Annotated in this window: 21 protein-coding genes; 7 read left to right on the top strand and 14 right to left on the bottom strand. The window is 71.1% G+C overall.

Going from position 1 to position 21,185, the window contains the following annotated elements; all coding sequences use genetic code 11:
- Positions 1-27: 27 nt before the first annotated feature.
- The gene (locus ACH4UK_RS04270) at positions 28-1,410 is read right to left on the bottom strand and encodes a glycine--tRNA ligase (protein ID WP_398354440.1); all 1,383 of its coding nucleotides are present in this window, start codon (positions 1,408-1,410) and stop codon (positions 28-30) included.
- A gap of 229 nt (positions 1,411-1,639) precedes the next feature.
- Between ACH4UK_RS04270 and ACH4UK_RS04275 the strand changes: the two genes are divergently transcribed.
- The 4 genes from ACH4UK_RS04275 to ACH4UK_RS04290 all read left to right on the top strand — a co-directional run bounded on the left by ACH4UK_RS04275 (position 1,640) and on the right by ACH4UK_RS04290 (position 4,936).
- Positions 1,640-2,671 (top strand): metal ABC transporter substrate-binding protein, encoded by a 1,032-nt coding sequence (locus ACH4UK_RS04275; protein WP_398354441.1) that lies wholly within the window; start codon positions 1,640-1,642, stop codon positions 2,669-2,671.
- A gap of 47 nt (positions 2,672-2,718) precedes the next feature.
- Positions 2,719-3,513: a metal ABC transporter ATP-binding protein gene (locus ACH4UK_RS04280; RefSeq protein WP_398354931.1), complete on the top strand. Its 795-nt coding sequence runs from the start codon at positions 2,719-2,721 to the stop codon at positions 3,511-3,513.
- On the top strand, positions 3,513-4,412 hold the full coding sequence (locus ACH4UK_RS04285; protein WP_398354442.1) for a metal ABC transporter permease: 900 nt from the start codon (positions 3,513-3,515) through the stop codon (positions 4,410-4,412). Before ACH4UK_RS04280 ends, ACH4UK_RS04285 begins: the two co-directional genes overlap by 1 nt.
- 89 nt (positions 4,413-4,501) lie before the next feature.
- Positions 4,502-4,936: a Fur family transcriptional regulator gene (locus ACH4UK_RS04290; RefSeq protein ID WP_398354443.1), complete on the top strand. Its 435-nt coding sequence runs from the start codon at positions 4,502-4,504 to the stop codon at positions 4,934-4,936.
- A 79-nt stretch (positions 4,937-5,015) separates the two neighbouring features.
- Here ACH4UK_RS04290 and ACH4UK_RS04295 read toward each other — a convergent pair whose 3' ends face one another.
- The 4 genes from ACH4UK_RS04295 to leuA form a co-directional block, all read right to left on the bottom strand.
- Entirely contained in the window at positions 5,016-5,861 is an 846-nt protein-coding gene (locus ACH4UK_RS04295; RefSeq protein ID WP_398354444.1) for an isoprenyl transferase, read from the bottom strand.
- A gap of 61 nt (positions 5,862-5,922) precedes the next feature.
- Positions 5,923-6,669, bottom strand: coding sequence for a DNA repair protein RecO (gene recO / locus ACH4UK_RS04300; RefSeq protein ID WP_398354445.1), 747 nt, complete (start codon positions 6,667-6,669; stop codon positions 5,923-5,925).
- Between the two features lie 100 nt (positions 6,670-6,769).
- A complete protein-coding gene (locus ACH4UK_RS04305) occupies positions 6,770-7,474 on the bottom strand; it encodes a TerB family tellurite resistance protein (protein WP_398354446.1) in 705 nt (234 codons plus the stop codon).
- A 224-nt stretch (positions 7,475-7,698) separates the two neighbouring features.
- The gene (gene leuA / locus ACH4UK_RS04310; RefSeq protein ID WP_398354447.1) at positions 7,699-9,483 is read right to left on the bottom strand and encodes a 2-isopropylmalate synthase; all 1,785 of its coding nucleotides are present in this window, start codon (positions 9,481-9,483) and stop codon (positions 7,699-7,701) included.
- Positions 9,484-9,772: 289 nt separating this feature from the next.
- Between leuA and ACH4UK_RS04315 the strand changes: the two genes are divergently transcribed.
- Both ACH4UK_RS04315 and ACH4UK_RS04320 read left to right on the top strand, forming a co-directional pair.
- Complete coding sequence (locus ACH4UK_RS04315; RefSeq protein WP_398354448.1) at positions 9,773-10,849, top strand: M4 family metallopeptidase; 1,077 nt, start codon at positions 9,773-9,775, stop codon at positions 10,847-10,849.
- 73 nt (positions 10,850-10,922) lie between these two features.
- Positions 10,923-11,189 carry a protealysin inhibitor emfourin gene (locus ACH4UK_RS04320; protein WP_398354449.1) on the top strand — a complete coding sequence of 89 codons (267 nt, stop codon included), beginning with the start codon at positions 10,923-10,925 and terminating at the stop codon, positions 11,187-11,189.
- Positions 11,190-11,220: 31 nt separating this feature from the next.
- On the opposite strand, the gene era is transcribed toward ACH4UK_RS04320, so the two are convergent.
- The 5 genes from era to ACH4UK_RS04345 all read right to left on the bottom strand — a co-directional run bounded on the left by era (position 11,221) and on the right by ACH4UK_RS04345 (position 16,248).
- Positions 11,221-12,186 carry a GTPase Era gene (era, locus tag ACH4UK_RS04325; protein ID WP_398354450.1) on the bottom strand — a complete coding sequence of 322 codons (966 nt, stop codon included), beginning with the start codon at positions 12,184-12,186 and terminating at the stop codon, positions 11,221-11,223.
- A gap of 104 nt (positions 12,187-12,290) precedes the next feature.
- The gene (locus ACH4UK_RS04330) at positions 12,291-13,250 is read right to left on the bottom strand and encodes a WxL protein peptidoglycan domain-containing protein (RefSeq protein WP_398354451.1); all 960 of its coding nucleotides are present in this window, start codon (positions 13,248-13,250) and stop codon (positions 12,291-12,293) included.
- Positions 13,251-13,376: 126 nt separating this feature from the next.
- Positions 13,377-14,723 carry a beta-xylosidase gene (locus ACH4UK_RS04335; RefSeq protein ID WP_398354452.1) on the bottom strand — a complete coding sequence of 449 codons (1,347 nt, stop codon included), beginning with the start codon at positions 14,721-14,723 and terminating at the stop codon, positions 13,377-13,379.
- A 239-nt stretch (positions 14,724-14,962) separates the two neighbouring features.
- Positions 14,963-15,316, bottom strand: coding sequence for a cytidine deaminase (locus tag ACH4UK_RS04340; protein ID WP_398354453.1), 354 nt, complete (start codon positions 15,314-15,316; stop codon positions 14,963-14,965).
- A gap of 38 nt (positions 15,317-15,354) precedes the next feature.
- A complete protein-coding gene (locus ACH4UK_RS04345; RefSeq protein WP_398354454.1) occupies positions 15,355-16,248 on the bottom strand; it encodes a helix-turn-helix transcriptional regulator in 894 nt (297 codons plus the stop codon).
- 101 nt (positions 16,249-16,349) lie between these two features.
- Here ACH4UK_RS04345 and ACH4UK_RS04350 point away from each other — a divergent pair, with 101 nt between their 5' ends.
- The gene (locus ACH4UK_RS04350; protein ID WP_398354455.1) at positions 16,350-17,774 is read left to right on the top strand and encodes an MFS transporter; all 1,425 of its coding nucleotides are present in this window, start codon (positions 16,350-16,352) and stop codon (positions 17,772-17,774) included.
- 105 nt (positions 17,775-17,879) lie between these two features.
- On the opposite strand, the gene ACH4UK_RS04355 is transcribed toward ACH4UK_RS04350, so the two are convergent.
- Genes ACH4UK_RS04355 through ACH4UK_RS04370 form a run of 4 tightly spaced genes read right to left on the bottom strand, consistent with a single transcriptional unit; the run spans position 17,880 to position 21,099 of the window.
- Positions 17,880-18,233 carry an MmcQ/YjbR family DNA-binding protein gene (locus ACH4UK_RS04355; RefSeq protein WP_398354456.1) on the bottom strand — a complete coding sequence of 118 codons (354 nt, stop codon included), beginning with the start codon at positions 18,231-18,233 and terminating at the stop codon, positions 17,880-17,882.
- Positions 18,230-19,528 (bottom strand): hemolysin family protein, encoded by a 1,299-nt coding sequence (locus ACH4UK_RS04360; RefSeq protein WP_398354457.1) that lies wholly within the window; start codon positions 19,526-19,528, stop codon positions 18,230-18,232. Before ACH4UK_RS04360 ends, ACH4UK_RS04355 begins: the two co-directional genes overlap by 4 nt.
- Complete coding sequence (gene ybeY, locus ACH4UK_RS04365; protein ID WP_003969265.1) at positions 19,525-20,022, bottom strand: rRNA maturation RNase YbeY; 498 nt, start codon at positions 20,020-20,022, stop codon at positions 19,525-19,527. The genes ACH4UK_RS04360 and ybeY overlap by 4 nt, the downstream gene beginning before the upstream one ends.
- Positions 20,023-20,034: 12 nt before the next feature.
- Positions 20,035-21,099 (bottom strand): PhoH family protein, encoded by a 1,065-nt coding sequence (locus tag ACH4UK_RS04370; RefSeq protein ID WP_398354458.1) that lies wholly within the window; start codon positions 21,097-21,099, stop codon positions 20,035-20,037.
- Positions 21,100-21,185: the final 86 nt, after the last annotated feature.

Raw genomic sequence — 21,185 nt, forward strand, 5'->3', positions numbered from 1 at the left:
CGGGGGCCTCACTCGCGTACGGGAGGGTCAGCAGCCGATCAGACGGGAGCCGAGGTACGCCTGGATCTGGTCCAGCGAGACGCGCTCCTGCTTCATGGTGTCGCGCTCGCGCACAGTCACCGCGTTGTCGTCGAGGGTGTCGAAGTCGACGGTGACGCAGAACGGGGTGCCGATCTCGTCCTGACGGCGGTAGCGGCGGCCGATGGCGCCGGCGTCGTCGAACTCGATGTTCCAGTTCTTGCGCAGGTCGGCCGCCAGGCCCTTGGCCTTCGGCGAGAGCTGCGGGTTGCGCGACAGCGGCAGGACCGCGACCTTGACCGGGGCCAGACGCGGGTCGAGGCGCATCACGGTGCGCTTCTCCATGACGCCCTTGGCGTTGGGGGCCTCGTCCTCGACGTAGGCGTCCAGGAGGAACGCCAGCATCGCGCGGCCGACACCGGCCGCGGGCTCGATGACGTACGGCGTCCAGCGCTCGCCGGCCTCCTGGTCGTAGTACTGGAGGTCGGTGCCCGACGCCTCGGAGTGCGCCTTGAGGTCGTAGTCGGTGCGGTTGGCCACGCCCTCCAGCTCGCCCCACTCGCTGCCGCCGAAGCGGAAGCGGTACTCGATGTCGGCGGTGCGCTTGGAGTAGTGGGAGAGCTTCTCCTTCGGGTGCTCGAACCAGCGCATGTTCTCCTCGCGCATGCCGAGGTCCGTGTACCAGTTCCAGCGCTGGTCCATCCAGTACTGCTGCCACTCCTCGTCCTCGCCCGGCTTGACGAAGAACTCCATCTCCATCTGCTCGAACTCACGGGTGCGGAAGATGAAGTTGCCCGGAGTGATCTCGTTCCGGAAGGACTTGCCCATCTGCGCGATGCCGAACGGCGGCTTCTTGCGGGAGGTCTGCTGCACCTGGCCGAAGTTGGTGAAGATGCCCTGGGCGGTCTCGGGGCGCAGGTAGGCGACCGAGCCGGAGTCCTGGGTCGGGCCGAGGTGCGTGGAGAGCAGACCCGAGAACTGCTTGGGCTCGGTGAAGGTGCCCTTGTTACCGCAGTTCGGGCAGTTGAGGTCGGCGAGGCCGCCCACCGGGGGCTTGCCGTGCTTCTCCTCGTACGCCTCCTCCAGGTGGTCGGCGCGGTAGCGCTTGTGACAGGAGGTGCACTCGGTCAGCGGGTCCGAGAAGGTGGCGACGTGACCCGAGGCGACCCAGACGTCCGGGGCCAGGATGACCGACGAGTCGAGACCGACCACGTCCTCGCGCGCGGTGACCATGTAGCGCCACCACTGACGCTTCAGGTTCTCCTTCATCTCGACGCCCAGCGGCCCGTAGTCCCAGGCGGCGCGCTGACCACCGTAGATCTCACTGCAGGGGTAGACGAAGCCACGGCGCTTGCTCAGGCTGACGATGGTGTCGATCTTGTCGGCGGCCACGGTGCTCTCTTCATTGCGACGGCGAAATAGGACAGGGGCGGCGCGTAGCGCCTCGGTGGGGGGTGGTGGTCGGGAGACGGGCGGGCGAATGCCTCAGATTACCGGCGGGGGCAGCCTTGGGATCAAATCGGTGGGGCGTGAAGGATCTTCTCGGCGTCCCTATGTGACCTTCCGGGCATCTCATCTGCCTTGTTGACAATCGTTTCCACTTTAGTTGAAAATGACTGTCATGAACGTACGCCGCCTGATACCCACCACCGCCGTCGCCGGAGCAGTCGTCCTCGGTCTGACCGCTCTCTCGGCCTGCTCCACCTCCGACGCAGCGGACGGGAGCGACGGCGGCAAGCTGAAGGTGACGGCGTCGTTCTACCCGATGCAGTTCCTGGCCGAGCGGATCGGCGGCGAGCACGTCGCGGTCACCAGCCTCACCAAGCCGGGCGTCGAGCCGCACGACCTGGAGCTCACCCCCCGCCAGATCGGCTCCATCAGCGAGTCCGACTACGTGCTGTACCTCAAGGGCATCCAGCCGGCCGTGGACGACGCGATCGCGCAGTCCGGTGTGAAGAACACCGTCGACGCCGCGACCCTCACCACGCTGGAGAACCACGGCTCCGAGGTCAGCGGCCACGACCACGGCCACGAGGGCGAGGGCGAGGGCGAGGAGGAGCACGGCCACGAGGGCGAGGAGGCCCACGAGGAGCACGCCGAGGGCGACGGCCACAACCACGGCGAGGAGGGTGGCGCCGACCCGCACATCTGGCTGGACCCGGTGAAGTACGCCGAGGTCGCCAAGGGCGTCGGCACGTCGCTGGGGAAGGCCGACCCCGACCACGCCGCCGACTACAAGAAGAACACCGACGCCCTCGTCGCCGAGCTGGGCGAGCTGAACACGGCGTACGAGACCGGGCTGAAGAGCCCCGCCACCAAGACCTTCATCACCACCCACTCCGCCTTCGGCTACCTCGCCGAGCGCTACGGGCTCACCCAGCAGGGCATCGCGGGCATCGACCCCGAGGCCGAGCCGAGCCCCGCGCGGGTCCAGGAGATCCACACCATCGCGGAGAAGGAGAAGGCCACCACGGTGTTCTTCGAGACGCTCGCCAGCGACAAGACCGCCAGGACCCTCGCGAAGGACACCGGACTGAAGACGGACGTCCTGGACCCGCTGGAGGGAATCACGAAGCAGTCCAAGGGCGCTGACTACATCGAGGTCATGGAGTCCAACCTCGCCGCGCTGCAGAAGGCACTCGGCGCGAAGTGACCCGCACCACCCTGTGGACCCGCATCATCCCCGGATCGGAGGCGCTCGTGCCGGAGCGTGAGAACACCACCCGCGAGCCCGCCCAGCAGGCCGTGATCGCCCTGCGCGGCGCCACGGCCACCCTCGGCGCGCGCCCCGTGCTGCGCGGGGTGGACCTCACCGTGCACCGCGGCGAGGTCGTCGCCCTGCTGGGCGCCAACGGTTCCGGCAAGTCCACCGCCGTACGGTCCGTCATCGGGCAGGTTCCGCTGACCGGCGGGACCGTCGAGCTGTTCGGCACCGAGCTGCGCCGCTTCCGCCGGTGGGGCCGGATCGGCTACGTCCCGCAGCGCACCACGGCCGCGGGCGGCGTGCCCGCCACGATCCGCGAGGTCGTCGCCTCCGGCCGGCTGTCCCGCACGGGGCTGCGGTGGCCCGGGAAGGCGGACCGGGCGGCCGTGGACCGCGCCATCGCACTGGTGGGCCTGGCCGACCGGGCCAAGGACTCCGTGAGCGCCCTGTCGGGCGGCCAGCACCAGCGGGTCCTGATCGCCCGCGCCCTGGCCGCCGAGCCGGAGCTGCTGATCATGGACGAGCCGATGGCCGGGGTGGACCTGGCCAGCCAGGAGATCCTCGCCTCGACCCTGCGCGAGCAGGTGGCGCTGGGCACCTCGGTGCTGCTGGTGCTGCACGAGCTGGGCCCGCTGGAGCCCCTGATCGACCGGGCCGTCGTCCTGCGCGACGGCTGCGTGACGCACGACGGGCCGCCGCCCGAGGCGCTCGGCCAGCACGCGCTGCCCGGCCACGACCACGTACACCCCCACGCGGCCGCCGAGCCCGTCCGGACGGGACTGCTGACCTGATGCTGTTCGAATTTCTCAACCCTCCCTTCATGCAGCGGGCGCTGATCGCCGCCGTCCTGGTCGGCATCACCGCCCCCGCCATCGGCATCTACCTGGTGCAGCGGCGGCAGGCCCTGATGGGCGACGGCATCGGGCACATCGCCATGACCGGCGTCGGCCTCGGCTTCCTGCTCTCCACCAGCCCGGTCTGGATGGCCACCGCCGTCGCGGTGGCCGGTGCGGTCGTGATGGAGCTGATCCGCTGGTACGGACACACACGCGGCGACCTCGCCCTGGCGATGCTCTTCTACGGGGGCATGGCGGGCGGCGTCATGCTGATCAACCTGTCCGACACGGGCTCCAACGCCAATCTGACCTCGTACCTCTTCGGCTCCCTCGCCACGGTCTCCGAGTCGGACGTCATCGCGATCTGCGTGCTGGCCGCCTTCGTGGTGCTGGTCACCGTGGGGCTGCGGCGGCAGTTGTTCGCGGTCAGCCAGGACGAGGAGTTCGCCCGGGTCTCCGGTCTTCCGGTGCGGGTGCTGAACCTGCTGATCGCGGTGACCGCCGCCGTGACCGTGACCGTCGCGATGCGGGTCGTCGGCCTGCTCCTGGTCAGCGCGCTGATGGTGGTACCGGTGGCGGCGGCGCAGCAGATCACCAAGTCCTTCAAGGTCACCTTCGTGCTGTCGGTGGTGATCGGCACGGCCGTGACCCTCACCGGCACCGTGACCTCGTACTACCAGGACGTTCCGCCCGGCGCGACGATCGTGCTGCTGGCCATCGCGGTGTTCGTCGCGCTGACCGCGCTCGCCGCTCCCCTCGCCAGGCGCCGGGCACGGGCGAGCGAGGCGAAGGGGGCCGAGTGCACCCTGGAGGTACCGGCCGCCCGCCGGGACAGGGACGACGTACGCGTGTGACGGCCTCGCGCCGTACGTGTTCGCCGGCCCAGCCCGGCCGGGCTGGCACAATGGCCCGACACATGTACGGGCGACACGAGGAGGCACCTGTGGCCACGGCGCCGATCAGTGGCACGAACGCAGCGCCGGTACGCGGCCGGTCCACCCGGCAGCGGACGGCGGTCTCGGCGGCGCTCGACGAGGTCGACGAGTTCCGCAGCGCCCAGGAGCTGCACGACGTCCTCAAGCACCGCGGCGACTCCGTGGGCCTCACCACGGTCTACCGGACCCTGCAGTCCCTGGCCGACGCGGGCGAGGTCGACGTCCTGCGCACCACCGAGGGCGAGGCCGTCTACCGCCGGTGCTCGACCGGCGACCACCACCACCACCTGGTCTGCCGGCTCTGCGGCAAGGCGGTGGAGGTCGAAGGGCCGGCCGTCGAGCAGTGGGCCGAGACGATCGCCGCCCAGCACGGCTATGTGAACGTCGCGCACACCGTCGAGATCTTCGGCACCTGCGCGGAGTGCGCCGCGAGCAAGGCGTAACGCACGGACGAACGGACAAGAGGCGGGCCCGGGGCGCTGTACGCGTCCCGGGCCCGCCTCTTTCACGTCACTTTTCGCGTCACTTCTTAGCGGCCTCCGCGGCCTTCGCCGCCTTCGCCGCTTCCACCGCCTCCGCCCCGCCGAAGCGGCGGTCGCGCTGGGCGTACTCCAGGCAGGCCCGCCACAGGTCCCGGCGGTCGAAGTCCGGCCAGAGGACGTCCTGGAAGACCATCTCGGCGTACGCGCTCTGCCAGATCAGGTAGTTCGAGGTGCGCTGCTCGCCGCTGGGGCGCACGAAGAGGTCCACGTCCGGCATGTCCGGGTAGTAGGTGTACTTCGCGAAGGTCTTCTCGTTGACCTTGGACGGGTCGAGCTTCCCGGCCGCCACGTCCTGGGCGATGCGCTGCGCGGCGTCCGCGATCTCGGCGCGGCCGCCGTAGTTGACGCAGAAGTACAGCGTCATCTTGTCGTTGTCCTTGGTCTGCTCCTGAGCGACCTGGAGCTCCTGGACGACGGACTTCCACAGCTTGGGCATACGGCCCACCCAGCGGATGCGGATGCCGAGCTCGTCCATCTCGTCGCGGCGGCGGCGGATCACGTCACGGTTGAAGTTCATCAGGAACTTCACCTCGTCCGGCGAACGCTTCCAGTTCTCGGTGGAGAAGGCGTAGAGCGAGAGGTTCTTCACGCCCATCTCGATACAGCCCTTGAGAACGTCCATGACGACGCCCTCACCGACCTTGTGGCCCTCGGTGCGGGGCAGACCCCGCTCCTTGGCCCAGCGGCCGTTGCCGTCCATCACGACGGCGACGTGCTGGGGCACCAGCTCGCCGGGGATCTTCGGAGGCGTCGCGCCCGAGGGGTGCGGCTCGGGGGTCTTATACGTGCGCCGGTTACGGCCGCCGAGGATCCCGCGTACTGCCATGAGCTTCTCAGTCTCCCTGTGTCACTTCTCTACGTACCGCGTCGCTTCTCTACGCACCGCGTCACTTCTCGACGTACCGCAGCGAGCGCAGTCCGCGCTCCAGATGCCAGTGCAGATAGGCGGACACCAGCCCGCTCCCCTCCCTGACATGACGCGCCTCGCACGCGTCCGCCGTCGCCCAGTCGCCGCTGAGCAGCGCGCTCAGCAGGGCCAGGGCCTGTGCCGAGGGTACGACGCTGCCGGGGACCCGGCAGTCACCGCATATGACGCCCCCCGCCGCGACGGAGAAGAACCGGTTCGGACCGGGCATTCCGCACTTGGCGCAGTCCTCGAAGCTGGGCGCGTACCCGTTGACCGCGAGCGAGCGGAGCAGGAACGCGTCCAGGATGAGGTGCGGCTCGTGTTCGCCGCGTGCGAGGGTCCGCAGGCCGCCGACGAGCAGTAGATACTGCTGGACGGCCGGTTCGCCCTCGTGGTCGGTGAACCGCTCGGCGGTCTCCAGCATCGCGGTGCCCGCCGTGTAGCGGGCGTAGTCGGAGACGATCCCGCCGCCGTACGGCGCGATGGTCTCGCTCTGGGTGCAGAGCGGCAGCCCGCGGCCGACCAGCTCGCTGCCGCGCGCGAAGAACTGCACGTCGACATGGGAGAAGGGCTCCAGGCGGGCGCCGAACTTGGACTTGGTGCGGCGCACCCCCCGGGCGACAGCGCGGACCCGGCCGTGGCCGCGGGTCAGGATCGTGATGATCCGGTCGGCCTCGCCCAGCTTCTGCGTACGGAGCACGACGCCGTCGTCCCGGAACAAGCTCATGGGCCCATTGTCGCCCACCGGGGGCCCTCGGCGGGGGCCGTGGGCCGGCACGGCTGCGCGAGGGGTGTGCGGGCGGCGCCAGGAGGGCGTGCGGGCGGCTCTAGGAGGGCGTGCGGGCGGCGGCGGCCAGCAGGCGGGCGGTGTCGTCGACGGGGAGCTGGAGGGCGCTGCCGACCGTGGTCAGCACCTGGCGCTCGGCGGCGCAGTAGGGACCGTCGGCCAGCGCGATCCTGGCCCCCTGGAGGAGGACGGCCTCGCGGCCGGCGGTGACCAGGTGCGGGGCGAGCGGGGCCAGCACCTCGTGCAGCTCGATGGCGAGGGTCGGGCCGCAGGCCTCGGCGGCCGGGTCGGATCCGGAGCCCCGCCCGGTGTCGGCGGCCAGCACTTCGGCGACGGTGTACAGCTGCTCCTGGGTGCAGTCGTCGAGCCCGGCGTCGCGCACGGTGGCGACGGCGGCCTCCAGGACCGTGCGGGAGGTGGTGCCCCCGGCGGCCAGGACGGCCAGGGTGACCGTGTGGACGGCCTCGCGGAGCATCGTGGAGAACCGGGTGGTGGTGGGGTGGTCCAGGGCTTCCGGGGCGTAGTGGGCGAGGCAGGCGGCGCACTCGACGACGGGCTCGGTCTCGCCCCGGCGGACCAGCGGGACGCCGAGGACGGTGAGCCGGCGGCGGCCGGTCAGCCGGCGGTAGTTGCGGTCTCCCCCGCAGCCGGGGCAGAAGAAGGCGCCGTCGCCGACGGCGTCCCAGACGGTGCGAACTCCGCAGAGGACCGGCCTCAGAGCGCGTTGTCCTTTGGCTGACTGCACGTCGCACACCTCCGTAACGCTCCGGCAACATTGCCGTGTGTTGGACGTGATGTTAGCCACATGCGTGATCCGGCGTCAGCCTCTCGGAGGTCACAACCCTCGGATATGGCCGAACCCCGACCACCCGGAGCGGGCGGTCGGGGTCCGTCAATGCCGTCGTACGGGGTCGAACCGGACTTCCGTACGAGGAGGAGAGCGCACGGGCCGAGGGGGCTCCGGACGGGTCAGCGGGCCGCGCGGTTGACCGCGGAGACGACCGCCTTGAGCGAGGCGCGGGTGGTGTTGGCGTCGATGCCGATGCCCCACAGGACCTTGCCGTCGATCGCGCACTCGATGTACGAGGCGGCCTGGGAGCTGGCGCCCTCGCTCATCGTGTGCTCGGTGTAGTCCAGCAGCCGGGCGTCGATGCCGATGGCCTGCAGCGCTTCGAAGAACGCGGAGATCGGGCCGTTGCCGGTGCCGCTCAGCACGGTGTCCGCGCCGTCGACGGTGGCCTCGACGGTCAGGGTGTCCCGGCCGTCGGTGTCGGTGGTGGTCTGCCCGGAGCGGATCTGGACGCGTCCCCATCGAGCCGCGGCGTTCTCGGGGTTCGGCAGGTACTCGTCCTGGAAGGCGGTCCAGATCTGGGCCGGAGTGACCTCGCCGCCCTCGGCGTCGGTCTTGGCCTGAATGATCCGGGAGAACTCGATCTGCATCCGGCGCGGCAGGTCCAGCTTGTGGTCGTTCTGCAGGACGTAGGCGATACCGCCCTTGCCGGACTGCGAGTTGACGCGGATGACGGCCTCGTAGGAGCGGCCGACGTCCTTCGGGTCGATCGGCAGGTACGGCACGGCCCACTCGAGGTCGTCGACGGTCTTCCCCTGCGCGGCGGCGTCGCGCTCCATGGCGTCGAAGCCCTTCTTGATGGCGTCCTGGTGGGAGCCGGAGAAGGCGGTGTAGACCAGATCGCCCGCGTAGGGGTGGCGCGGGTGGATCTCCATCTGGTTGCAGTACTCGCTGGTGCGGCGGATCTCGTCGATCTGCGAGAAGTCGACCTGCGGGTCGACGCCCTGGGAGAACAGGTTCATGCCCAGGGTGACCAGGTCGACGTTGCCGGTGCGCTCGCCCTGGCCGAACAGGCAGCCCTCGATGCGGTCGGCGCCGGCCATGATGGCCAGCTCCGCGGCGGCGACGGCGGTGCCCCGGTCGTTGTGCGGGTGGACCGACAGACAGACGAACTCGCGGCGGGTCAGGTTGCGGGACATCCACTCGAAGCGGTCCGCGTGCGTGGAGGGCGTCGAACGCTCCACGGTGGCGGGCAGGTTGAGGATGATCTCGCGGCCCTCCTCCGGCTGCCACACGTCGCAGACCGCCTCGCAGACCTCCAGGGCGAAGTCCAGCTCGGTGTCGGTGAAGATCTCCGGGCTGTACTGGTAGCCGAAGATCGTCTCCGGGCCCAGGATCTTCTCGGCGTACTCCATGACCAGCCGGGTGCCGTCCACCGCGATCTGCTTGACCTCCTCGCGCGAGCCCCGGAAGACGACGCGGCGGAAGGTGGGGGCGGTGGCGTTGTACAGGTGGACGGTGGCCCGGTGGGCGCCGACCAGCGACTCCACGGTGCGCTCGATCAGCTCCTCGCGGGCCTGCGTCAGGACGGAGATCGTCACGTCCTCGGGGATCGCGCCCTCTTCGATGATGGAGCGCACGAAGTTGAAGTCGGTCTCGCCGGATGAGGGGAAGCCGACCTCGATCTCCTTGTAGCCCATCGCGACCAGCAGGTCGAACATCTCGCGCTTGCGGGCCGGGGACATCGGGTCGATCAGGGCCTGGTTGCCGTCACGCAGATCGGTGGACAGCCAGCGGGGCGCCGCGGTGATCCGGTTGTCGGGCCAGGTGCGGTCGGCGATGTCGACGGCCTCGTAGCCGCCGTACTTGTGGACCGGCATCCCGGACGGCTTCTGCAGCTGCGTCGCGTTGGTGATCGGCGTGGGGCGGCCGACAGAATTACCGGCGGGATTCACGGTGGTCATGGCGTAGGGCTCCTCGGTCCAGCGGGGATCGGCCGACTGTGTCGCTGCAGCACCAGACTCCGCGGGGAGGGGGTCGGCCTACGACTACAGGCCCTCGCCGCGGCAGCTAAGGAGAAGCAGCCCGAAACGCATGATGCGACGAGCGTAACCGAGTGTGGCCCGTGGTGTCGGTCCGTATCAGTATGCGGGACCAGGCAGCTATGCCGGGTAAACAGTGACTCATCACTCCATTTCATCAATCGTCGTCGCAACCAGTGACAGCACGGTGACGGAGTGCCACAGTCTTTTCATGCACCTTCGAACCGACGGCGAGCTCCACCCCGTCTTCTGCACCATCGTTCCGCCCCACGTCCTCGATCACCTGTCCCGGTCCGCCGACGCCCGGCTCGCGGATCCGGCCCGCCGCACCCTGGAGGCCGACGGCCTGCGGCGCAACCGCCGCCGGATGACGGCGCTCGCCGCCGCCCCGGCCGCCCCCGGCGTGGGCGCGGTCCCCACCAAGCCCCACCGCACGCTGTACGACTGCGAGAACGACACCGTCCTGCCCGGCCGCCAGGTCCGCGACGAGGGCGACAAGCCCACCTCGGACGCCAGCGTCAACCGCGCGTACGCCGGCCTCGGCGCCACCTTCGAGCTGCTGCTCTCGGCGTACGGGCGCAGCTCGATCGACGGCAAGGGCCTGCCGCTGATCGGCTCCGTGCACTACGGCGAGGAGTACAACAACGCCTTCTTCGACGGCGAGCAGATGGTCTTCGGAGACGGCGACGGCGAGATCTTCCTCGACTTCACCGTCGCGGTCGACGTGATCGCCCACGAGCTGGCCCACGGCCTGACGCAGTACACCGCCAACCTGCGGTACGAGGGCCAGTCGGGCGCGCTCAACGAATCCGTGTCCGACGTCATCGGCTCGCTGGTCAAGCAGTACTCGCTGGGCCAGAGCGCCGAGCAGGCCGACTGGCTGATCGGGGCCGGGCTGCTGGCGCCCCGGGTCAGCGGGGACGCGCTGCGCTCGATGAAGGCCCCGGGCACGGCGTACGACGACGACGTTCTCGGCAAGGACCCGCAGCCGGGCTCCATGGACGACTACATCGAGACGGAGGAGGACAACGGCGGGGTCCACCTCAACTCCGGGATCCCCAACCGCGCGTTCTATCTCCTGGCCACCGCGCTGGGCGGCAACTCCTGGGAGCGCGCCGGGCAGATCTGGTTCGACGTGCTGACCGGCGGCGAACTGACGGCGAACGCGGACTTCGCGGAGTTCGCCCGGCTGACGGTCGCGGCGGCGGGCGACCGCTTCGGGGCGGCCGACGAGCGGGAGGCGGTGCTCAAGGCCTGGTCGGAGGTGGGCGTTTCGACCCGGGCGTGACCCGGCCGTCCGCAGAGACAGGATCGGGCAGGCGGGGTTGAGCGCCTGTACGGCCCCCGGTAGACAGGACCCCATGCGTATTCAGGTCAGCCGGACCGGCGGCTTCGCCGGCATCGCCCGCCGCCATGAGGTCGATACCGAGGGCCGGGCGGACGCCGCCGAGTGGCGCGCGCTCGCCGAGGAGGCACTCGGCTCCGCCGGGGACGCCCCGCCGACGGGAGTGCCGGACGGCTTCCGGTACGAGATCACGGCCGGGGACCGCACCGGATACTGCGCTGACCCCGATCTGACCGGGGCGCAGCGCACGCTGATCTCACGCGTCCTCAAGGAGGGCGCGTGAGATCGGCCCCGGCGTCGGACAGGGCGTGCGGCTAGAACCCCAGCTTGCGCAGCTGCTTCGGGTCGCGCTGCCAGTCCTTGGCGACCTTCACATGCAGGTCCAGGAAGACCGGGGTGCCGAGCAGCGCCTCGATGTGCTTGCGGGACTTGGTGCCGACGTCCTTCAGCCGCTGGCCCTTCGGGCCGATGATGATGCCCTTCTGGCTGGGGCGCTCGATGTAGACGTTGGCGTGGATGTCCAGCAGCGGCTTGTCCGCCGGGCGGTCCTCGCGCGGCAGCATCTCCTCGACGACGACCGCGATGGAGTGCGGCAGCTCGTCGCGCACGCCCTCCAGCGCGGCCTCGCGGATCAGCTCCGCGACCATGACCATCTCCGGCTCGTCGGTGAGGTCGCCCTCCGGGTAGAGCGGCGGGCTCTTGGGCAGCAGCGGGGCGATGAGGTCGGCGAGCAGACTCACCTGCTGGTCCTTGACCGCCGAGACCGGCACGATCTCGGCCCACTCGAAGCCGAGCTCGTCGGCCAGCGCGGAGACGGCGAGGAGCTGCTCGGCCAGTGCCTTGGACTCGACCAGGTCGGTCTTGGTGACGATGGCGATCTTCGGGGTCTTCTTGATCCCCGCGAGCTCCTTGACGATGTACTTGTCGCCCGGACCGAGCTTCTGGTCGGCGGGCAGGCAGAAGCCGATGACGTCGACCTCGGCCCAGGTCGTCCGCACGACGTCGTTGAGCCGCTCGCCCAGGAGCGTGCGCGGCTTGTGGAGGCCGGGGGTGTCGACCAGGATCAGCTGCGCGTCGTCACGGTGCACGATGCCGCGCACCGTGTGCCGGGTGGTCTGGGGGCGGTTGGAGGTGATCGCCACCTTCTGACCGACGAGAGCGTTCGTGAGGGTGGACTTGCCCGCGTTGGGGCGGCCCACGAAGCAGGCGAAGCCGGCCCGGTGGGAGGAGGTGGTCTCCGCTTGCGGGACAGCGGATTCTTGGTTCGGTCGGGCACTCATGGCGACCATTCTCCCCGATCCCGGCGGCGCTGCCGCACAGTGGGCCGGGCCGGGGGGTGTCCGGCCCGTCCGGCCCTGGTCCGCCGGGCCCGCCCCGGGGCCCGTCACGGGCGCCGGTCGGCCGTCCGCGCACGGCGTCGGCGGGCCCGCGCCCACCGGGCCGTGCCGGCCGCGACGAGCACGGCGAGCAGCCCTGCCACGAGCCACGGCACGGCCAGGAACGTCACGGCCGCCGACTCCCGGGTGCCCTTCGCGGTGGCGGTGAGTTCGACCTCGGCCCGGTCCAGCTGCGGCGCGCCGTCCCAGGTCTCGGTCAGCCGGACCCGCTGCCGGGGCAGCAGCTCGGCGGGGAGCCTCGTCAGGCCGCGCTCCAGCAGGGTCCGGCCGAAGAGGCCTTCGGCGCGCAGGGCGACGGCAGGGCTGAGCGTGACGTTCCCCCGGTTGTGCAGGGTGTACGAGATGACGGCGCGGCTCGTGCCGGTGCCGGGGACCAGCGGGCGGTGCCGCACGATCCGGATGTCCTCGACGGAGAGCGCGGGCACGGTGGGCCCGTTCACCCGCAGGTGGATCCGGGCGCCGACGGCCCTGCGGACCCCGACGGCCACCGAACCGCGCCGGGTGGCTTCGACGCGCTCGTCCAGGGCGATCAGGGCGCCCGGGTGGTCGCCCGGCTCGGCGTTCTCAGGGACGGTGATGGTCAGGGGCACGGTGACCGAGGCCTTGGGGCCCACGGTGACGGTGTCCCGGTCGGTGCGGGCCCAGGCGCCGACGGAGCGCTGCTTCTCGCTCCGGTCGCGGACCGCGAAGCCGCCGTCGCGCGGGGTGTTGTAGGCGTCGGCCGCGTACAGCCGCAGGGTGAGCTGTTCGGCGGTCTTGTTGGTGACGGTGACCCGGTCGGTGAGCGTGGTGCCGGGGGCGGCGAAGAGGTAGAGGGAGGGGCGTTCGCCGGACGGGCCGGAGGCGGGCTGGACGGACCAGCTGCCGTTGTCGGCCGGATGGGCGGCGGGCGCGCCGAGGAGCAGCAGGAGGGCGGCCGTCGGGAGGAGTACGGAGAGCGTGCGCACGGTGCGGGACCCCCAGGACGTGTCCGGGTGGAATGGGCCGGCCGGGTGCGCGCCCGGCCCACGGTGGATCAGGAGCGGGACCTCAACGGTGCGTGCGGACCGGCGCTCCCGAGCTGGTGCCGGATCTCACGTGAGCGTGAGGGTCAGCACTCCCGAGTAGGCGCCGGCCCCGGTGAAGGCCGGCACATCCAGGGAGAGCCCCGCGTCGACGGCGAACTCCCCTCCGGTGGCCGCCCCGTCGGGGGTGGACGCCAGGGTGGCCCCGGCGCTGCCGACGGTTCCCGCGCTGCCCGCCGCGCAGGTGCTCGGGCTGCCCGGTCGCGTGGCGCAGGACGGGGTCCAGCCGAGCGCGTCGGCGCTGATCCGTGCTCCGCCCGGACCCGTGAAGTCGGTGACCTTGCCGGTGAGGGACCAGCCGGCGGGGCCGCCGCGGAAGTCCTCGACGGTCACCGTGCGCAGGTCTCCGGTGGACGCGCCGCCCCGGCCGAAGTCGACCCCGGACAGCTGGACGCTGTCGCCGGCCTGGGTCATGGACAGGGTGCCCGCCCGGACGGTGGTGGTGAGCTGCTGGCTGCCGTCGGGGATCTCGCCGCCCCCGGTGACGGTGTACGCCTGGGGGCCCGCGCCCTTGTCGGCGTCCCAGGCGCCGCCCTCGTAGGCGACGACGCCGGTGGTGTCCGGGTCGGTGACGGCGAGCCGGGCGGTGAAGGCCCCGGATCCGTCGGCGGTGGCGGAGGCGGTGTCGCCGGTCTGCGCGTCGCCGTGGCGGCCCGCCACGGTGATGCCCGCGCCCGGGGTGAACTTCGTACCGGTGACGGTCACCTCGTCGCCCGGCTGCCCGGAGGCCGCCGAGAGCCGAAGGGCACGTTCGTTGCCCTGGCCGCCGCCGATGGCGACGACGGTCTCCGACACGGGGGCGGGCGGGCCCGTCACCGTGCAGGGGGTGTCCAGCTCCATGATGTAGCTGGTGTGGATGTTGTAGTCGCCGGGCGACAGGGTGATCGCACCGGGCGCGGTGACGGTGAACGTGCCGGTCATGGAGAACGGCGGGAAGGTGCCCTTGCCGGGGACCGGGTCGTTCTTCTTCGGCCCCGCGACGGTGACGTCGCCGCTCTGCGCGCCGCCGAGGGTGACCTTCCCGGTAGGCGTCATGATGTCGGCGGGCAGCGCCAGGTCGACGGGGTTGCCGGCGGCGGGTTCGACCACGGTGTAGGTCACGGCGACGGTGTCGCCGACCTGCGGGGTCGCGTTGTCGACGGTGATCTGCGCGGCCGTGGTGCCGTCGATGGGCGGGATCCCGGCGATGGGCGGCGGGATGCAGTGGGTGGGGAAGTCGACCGCGACGGAGGCCGTCGCGGCGGCGTGCGCCGGACTGCCGAGCAGCCCTCCCCCGGTGACGACGAGTGCGGTGATGCCCAGGGCGGCGGCCCAGCGGCGCCGCGGATCGGTGGATCTTCGCATGGTCGGTCGCATGAATTCGGTGCCCTCCTGCGGAAAGCGGTACGGCGGCTCTTCCGTACCGGCAGGGGCCATTGACGACCCGGGCGAAAAAGAAGTCAATGCGGACGAAATGCGGTGACTGATGGCCCATCAGGTGATGTCAAGATCGGCGGCCGGGACAGCGTGACGGGCCCTTTTCGGCCACCCGTCACACGGGCCCGCCGGTCCCCCGTCACGCGGACCCCGTCCGGCCCTCCGTCACCCGGACCGGCTCAGCCCGCGGTCACCCGGACCCGCAGCGTGCCGTCCGGCCCCGCGAGCAGCACCGGGGTGTCCGGCCCGCCCAGGTCCCGCACCGCGGCCCGGTCGTCGTCGGAGGGCGTACCGGCGGCGGAGACGACCGCTGCCGCCTCCAGCGAGGTGGCGCCGCTGGCCACCGCCATGGCGACGGCGGCCTGCAGGGCACTGAGCTTCAGCGACTCCAGCGCCACCGTGCCCGCGACATACGTACGTCCCGTCTCGTCGCGCACGGCGGCGCCCTCGGGCACCCCGTTGCGGGCGCGGGCGCTGCGCGCCAGGGTGACGATCTTGCGGTCCTCGGCGTCGAGGTCGGTGGTGTCGGTCATGGCACGAGCATACGAAGCCGCTCCCGGACCCGCGCGGGTCACCCCGGCACCGGGTACATCGAGCCGCGCCGCCCCTCGGGCGAGGCGAGCCACTGGAGCCTGGCCTCGCAGCCGGTGTCGGGCAGCGGGGTGTGCAGCACGATCGCCAGGTCCGGCCGGGCGGGCACCCGCAGCTGGGTGGCCTCCAGGAAGAGGCGGCCGACCACGGGGTGCTCCACCTCCTTGCGGTTCTGTCCCGCGGGAGCGATGTCGCGCCGCTCCCACAGCTCGGCGAAGAGGGGGCTGGCCGCCTTCGCCTCCTCGACCACGGCCCGGAAACCGTCGTCCTCCGGGGAGTCCGAGCAGGCCGCCCGGAACTGGGCCACCACCTGCGGGGCCAGCGTTTCCCAACCGGGCGCGGTGCGCGAGCGGTAGACCGGGTCGGTGAAGAAGGCGACCAGGCAGTTCTGCCGGATGCCGGGGCGCATCCCGAGGACCGCGGCGGCCGCGTCGTTGTACAGGACGGTGTTCCAGTAGCGGTCCATGATGTGGGCCGGGTAGGGCATCCAGGCGTCGATGAGCCGGGTCAGCCCCTCGCACATGTCGGCGTCGGCCGGGTCGACCTCGGGCGGGGGCGGGTTCAGCCCGGCCAGCGCGTACAGATGGCGGCGCTCGGCGCTGCTCAGCCGCAGCACCCGGGCGACGGAGTCCAGGACCTGCGGGGAGACGGTGATGTCCCGGCCCTGCTCCAGCCACTGGTACCAGGAGACGCCCACCCCGGCGAGGACGGCGACCTCCTCGCGGCGCAGTCCCGGGGTGCGTCGGCGGGCGCCGCCGGGCAGACCCGCCTCGTCGGGGGTGACGCGGGCCCGTCGGCTCCTCAGGAACTCGCGCAGTTCGGCGAGGCGGTGGGCTTTCGTGTCGTCCGTCGCCTGCTGGGCCGGTGTGGCCACGTACTCCCCCTGGTGTCCGTGTATGTGCCCGCCTGGTGGTGCGGGCAACAGGATAAGTTCCCGCTCCCCACGGTTATTCCGGTCGCCGCAGGGTGGGACGCATGGCGATCGAAACCCCTCCCACCTCTGCTTCCCCCGCTTCTCCGCTGTCCCCCGCGCGCGCCGGGACCGCCCCGCCCCGGCTCTCCGGCCGGGCCCGGCTGGTCCTCTTCGTGCTGTGCGCCGCCCAGTTCATGGTGGCGCTCGACTTCTCGGTGCTGAACGTGGCGCTGCCGGTGCTCGGCAGGGACCTGGGGCTGAGCACCACGGGCCTCCAGTGGGCGGTCACCGCGTTCGCGCTGCCGTCGGGGGGCTTCCTGCTGCTCTTCGGGAGGATCGCCGATCTGTACGGGCGGCGCAGGCTCTTCCTCATCGGGCTCACCGTCTTCGGCACCTCGTCCCTGCTGGCGACGCTGGCCTGGGACCCGGCCTCCTTCCTCGCCGGGCGGGCGCTCCAGGGCCTGGGGGCGGCGGTGATCGTGCCGACCGGGATGTCCCTGCTGACGACGACGTTCCCGGAGGGGCCGCTGCGCGACCGGGCGCTCGGGATCAGCGGGACGCTGATGTCGCTCGGCTTCACCGTGGGCATGGTCGCGGGCGGTGTGCTGACCGAGACGCTGGGCTGGCGCTCCACGATGGGGCTGCTGGCGGTGGCCTCGGCCGTGGTGCTGGTGCCGGCCCCGAGGGTGCTGAAGGAGTCGCGCACCACGGACCGGCCCCGGCTGGACGTGCCGGGCGCGGTGAGCGTCACCGGCGGTCTGCTGGCGCTGATCTACTCCCTGTCGACGGCGGCGGAGCGCGGCTTCGGCGGCATGGACGTCCTGGTCACCCTGGTTCTCGGCGTCGCGCTGCTCACGGTGTTCGTCGTGGTGGAGTCCCGTTCGGCGGCCCCGCTGGTGTCGCTGCCGATGCTGCGGCGGCGGACGGTGGCGTTCGGCAACCTGGGCGGTCTGGTGACCTTCTCGATGATGAGCACCGTCGTCTTCGTCCTGACCCTGTACCTCCAGGAGGTCCTGGACCTCTCGCCGTTCTCCACCGGTCTGGTCTTCGGGGTCCAGGGCGTGCTGTCGGTGGTGGCGGGGATGTACGCGCCGAAGCTGATCGGCCGGATCGGCGCCCGCCGGACCCTGGCGCTGTCGCTGCTCGGCCAGGGGCTGTTCATCGGCGCGCTGCTGGGCCTGGGCGCGGAGTCGGGGGTGTGGCTGGCGACCGCCGCGGTGTCGCTGGCCAGCATGTTCCACCTGGGCGCGATCATCGCGTACGGGCTGACCGTGACGTCCGGCGTCCCGGACGAGGAGCAGGGTCTCGCGACCGGTCTGGTCACCACGACCCAGCAGGTGGGCCTCACGGTCGGGATCCCACTGCTGGGGGTGCTGGCCACGACGCAGGACACGCTGTTCGACGGCGTACGGACGGTGGTGGCGGTGGCCGCGGCGATCCTGCTGGCGGCGGGCGCGGCGGTGGCGGCGGGACTGCGCCGGGGCTGAGCGCCCGGCCGGTACGCGGACGGGCCCGCTCCCCACGGGGGAGGAGCGGGCCCGTTCTCCTGTGTGCGCGGCGGCCCGCAGGACGGTCGCGTACGCCTACGGGGCCTAGGGGCGGTCCAGGCGCAGCCGCTCCGCCTTCGGGAGTCCGGCGACCACCAGGTCGTAGGAGTCCTCGACCAGCTCGCGCAGCAGCCGGTCCGGGACGCCGGAGACGGTGACCGTGTTCCAGTGGCGCTTGTTCATGTGCCAGCCGGGCACGATCGCGGGGTGCGTCTCGCGCAGCCGGATCGCCTCGTCGGGATCGCACTTGAGGTTGACCGTGAGCGGCCGCCCGTCCAGCGCGGTGAGGGCGAACATCTTGCCGAGCACCTTGAAGACGGAGGTCTCCGGTCCGAACGGGAACGCCTCCACGCTCGCGTTGAAGTCCAGGCAGAAGGCCCGCAGCCGCTCCGGCGTCATTCCGCTTCCTTCTCCTCGGTCTCCTTGTGCTCCGGCTCCACCAGCACGGTGACGATCTTGTTCCGTCGGCCCGCCGGGGACTCCGCGGTGAGCCGGAGCCTGCGGCCGTCGGGCAGCTCGACCATCGCCGACGCACCGGCGATCGGGACCCGGCCGAGCGCCTTGGCGAGCAGGCCGCCGACGGTCTCCACGTCCTCGTCGTCGTACTCGTCGAGGCCGAAGAGGTCGCCGAGGTCCCCGATGTCGAGCCGGGCGGTGACCCGGTAGCAGCCGTGCTCCAGCTCCTGGACGGGCGGCAGCTCCCGGTCGTACTCGTCGGTGATCTCGCCGACGATCTCCTCCAGGATGTCCTCGATGGTGACGATGCCCGCGGTGCCGCCGTACTCGTCGATGACGACCGCGACATGGCTGCGGTCCTGCTGCATCTCGCGCAGCAGGTCCCCGGCGTTCTTGGTGTCGGGGACGAAGGCGGCGGGGCGCATCGCGGTGGAGACCGGATCGGCCTCGGACTCCCGGTTGATGTGCGTCTTGCGGACCAGGTCCTTGAGGTAGACGATCCCGACGACGTCGTCCTCGTTCTCGCCGGTGACCGGGATCCGGGAGAAGCCGGAGCGCAGGGCGAGGGTGAGGGCCTGGCGGATCGTCTTGTAGCGCTCGATGGAGACGAGGTCGGTGCGCGGCACCATGACCTCGCGGACCAGGGTGTCGCCCAGCTCGAAGACGGAGTGCACCATGCGGCGCTCGTCGTCCTCGATCAGCGACTCCGCCTCGGCGAGGTCGACCATGGCGCGCAGCTCGGCCTCACTGGCGAACGGCCCCTTGCGGAACCCCTTGCCCGGGGTCAGCGCGTTGCCGACGAGGATCAGCAGCTGCGGGATCGGTCCCATGATCCTGGCCAGCGGCAGCAGCACGTACGCCGAGGCGGTGGCCGTGTTCAGCGGGTGCTGACGGCCGATGGTGCGCGGGGAGACGCCGATGGCGACGTAGGAGACGAGGACCATCACGCCCATGGCGACGGCCAGGGCCTCCCAGGTCTCGGGAAACTCCTGGAGGCAGGCGTAGGTGACGAGGACCCCGGCCGACATCTCGCAGGCGACCCGCACCAGCAGGGCGACGTTGAGATAGCGGGTCGGGTCGGCGGCGATCTGCGCCAGCTTGGCGCTGCCGCGCCGGCCCGAGCGGACCGCCTCGTCCGCCCGGAAGCTGGAGGTGCGGGCGATGCCGGCCTCGGCGCAGGCGGCCAGCCAGCCGACGACGACCAGCAGGACGGCGCCGAGGATCAAGGGCGCGCTCACGAGACGGTGGGGGCGGGGGACGCGCCGGTGAGCCCGTGCTCCCCGCGCCAGCCGTCCACGATGGCGGCCTGGAGACCGAACATCTCGGCCTTCTCGTCCGGCTCCTCGTGGTCGTACCCCAGCAGGTGCAGCACTCCGTGGACGGTCAGGAGCTGGAGCTCCTCGTCCATGGAGTGCTGTGTCGGGGCCTCTTCGCCCTGCTTCTTGGCGACCTCCGGGCAGAGCACGATGTCACCGAGGAGCCCCTGCGGGGGCTCCTCGTCGTCCTTGGCCGGCGGACGCAGCTCGTCCATCGGGAAGGACATGACATCGGTCGGACCGGGAAGGTCCATCCACTGGATGTGCAGCTGCTCCATGGCGTCGGTGTCCACCACGATCACCGAGAGCTCGGACAGCGGGTGGATCCGCATCCGGGCCAGTGCGTAGCGGGCGATGTCGAGGATCGCCTGCTCGTCGACCTCGGTTCCGGACTCGTTGTTGACGTCGATCGACATGGTGCGCTGCGACTACTTCCCTTTACGGCGGTCGCGTCGGCCGGCTTCCGGGCCTTCCGCCTGACCGTCCTGTTGATCGTTTCGGCTGTCGTACTTCTCGTACGCGTCGACGATACGGCCGACGAGCTTGTGCCGGACGACATCCTGGGAGGTGAGGCGGGAGAAGTGGACGTCGTCCAGTCCCTCCAGGATGTCCTGGACCTGCCGCAGCCCGCTCTTGGTGCCGCTCGGCAGGTCGACCTGGGTGACGTCACCGGTGATGACGATCTTGGAGTCGAAGCCGAGGCGGGTGAGGAACATCTTCATCTGCTCGGCGCTGGTGTTCTGCGCCTCGTCGAGGATGATGAACGCGTCGTTGAGCGTCCTGCCCCGCATATAGGCCAGCGGCGCGACCTCGATCGTGCCCGCCGCCATCAGCCGCGGGATCGAGTCGGGGTCGAGCATGTCGTGCAGCGCGTCGTAGAGCGGGCGCAGATACGGGTCGATCTTGTCGAACAGGGTGCCCGGCAGGAATCCGAGCCGCTCCCCCGCCTCGACCGCGGGCCGGGTCAGGATGATGCGGCTGACCTGCTTGGACTGGAGCGCCTGGACCGCCTTGGCCATGGCGAGGTAGGTCTTGCCCGTACCGGCGGGGCCGATGCCGAACACGATCGTGTTCTTGTCGATCGCGTCGACGTACCGCTTCTGGTTGAGCGTCTTGGGGCGGATGGTGCGGCCGCGGCTGGAGAGGATGTTCTGCGTGAGCACCTCGGCGGGCGTCTCGCCCTGAGGCTCCCCCTGTCCGGTGCCGGCCGCCCTGAGCATGGCGATCGACCGTTCCACTGCGTCCTCCGTCATCGGCGCTCCGGTGCGGAGCACGAGCATCATCTCGTCGAACAGGCGTTGGATGAGAGCGACGTCGGCGGCCTCGCCCGTGGCACTGATCTCGTTGCCCCGGACATGGATGTCGGCCGCCGGGAAAGCCTCTTCGATCACGCGCAACAGCGAGTCACCCGATCCGAGGAGCATCACCATGGGGTGTGCGGCCGGGATCCTGATCTGGGCACGCGCCTGCGGCTGTGTGGGTGTCTGAGTCATGGGCCGGCCCTCGGGCCTGCGCATACCTCCCGTTGCAGGGTTCTCGCTGCTCGACAACCTCTGGATGACCAAGCCTACGACCTGGC

It is taken from the genome of Streptomyces sp. NPDC020884, assembly GCF_044333935.1.
Taxonomy (GTDB): domain Bacteria; phylum Actinomycetota; class Actinomycetes; order Streptomycetales; family Streptomycetaceae; genus Streptomyces.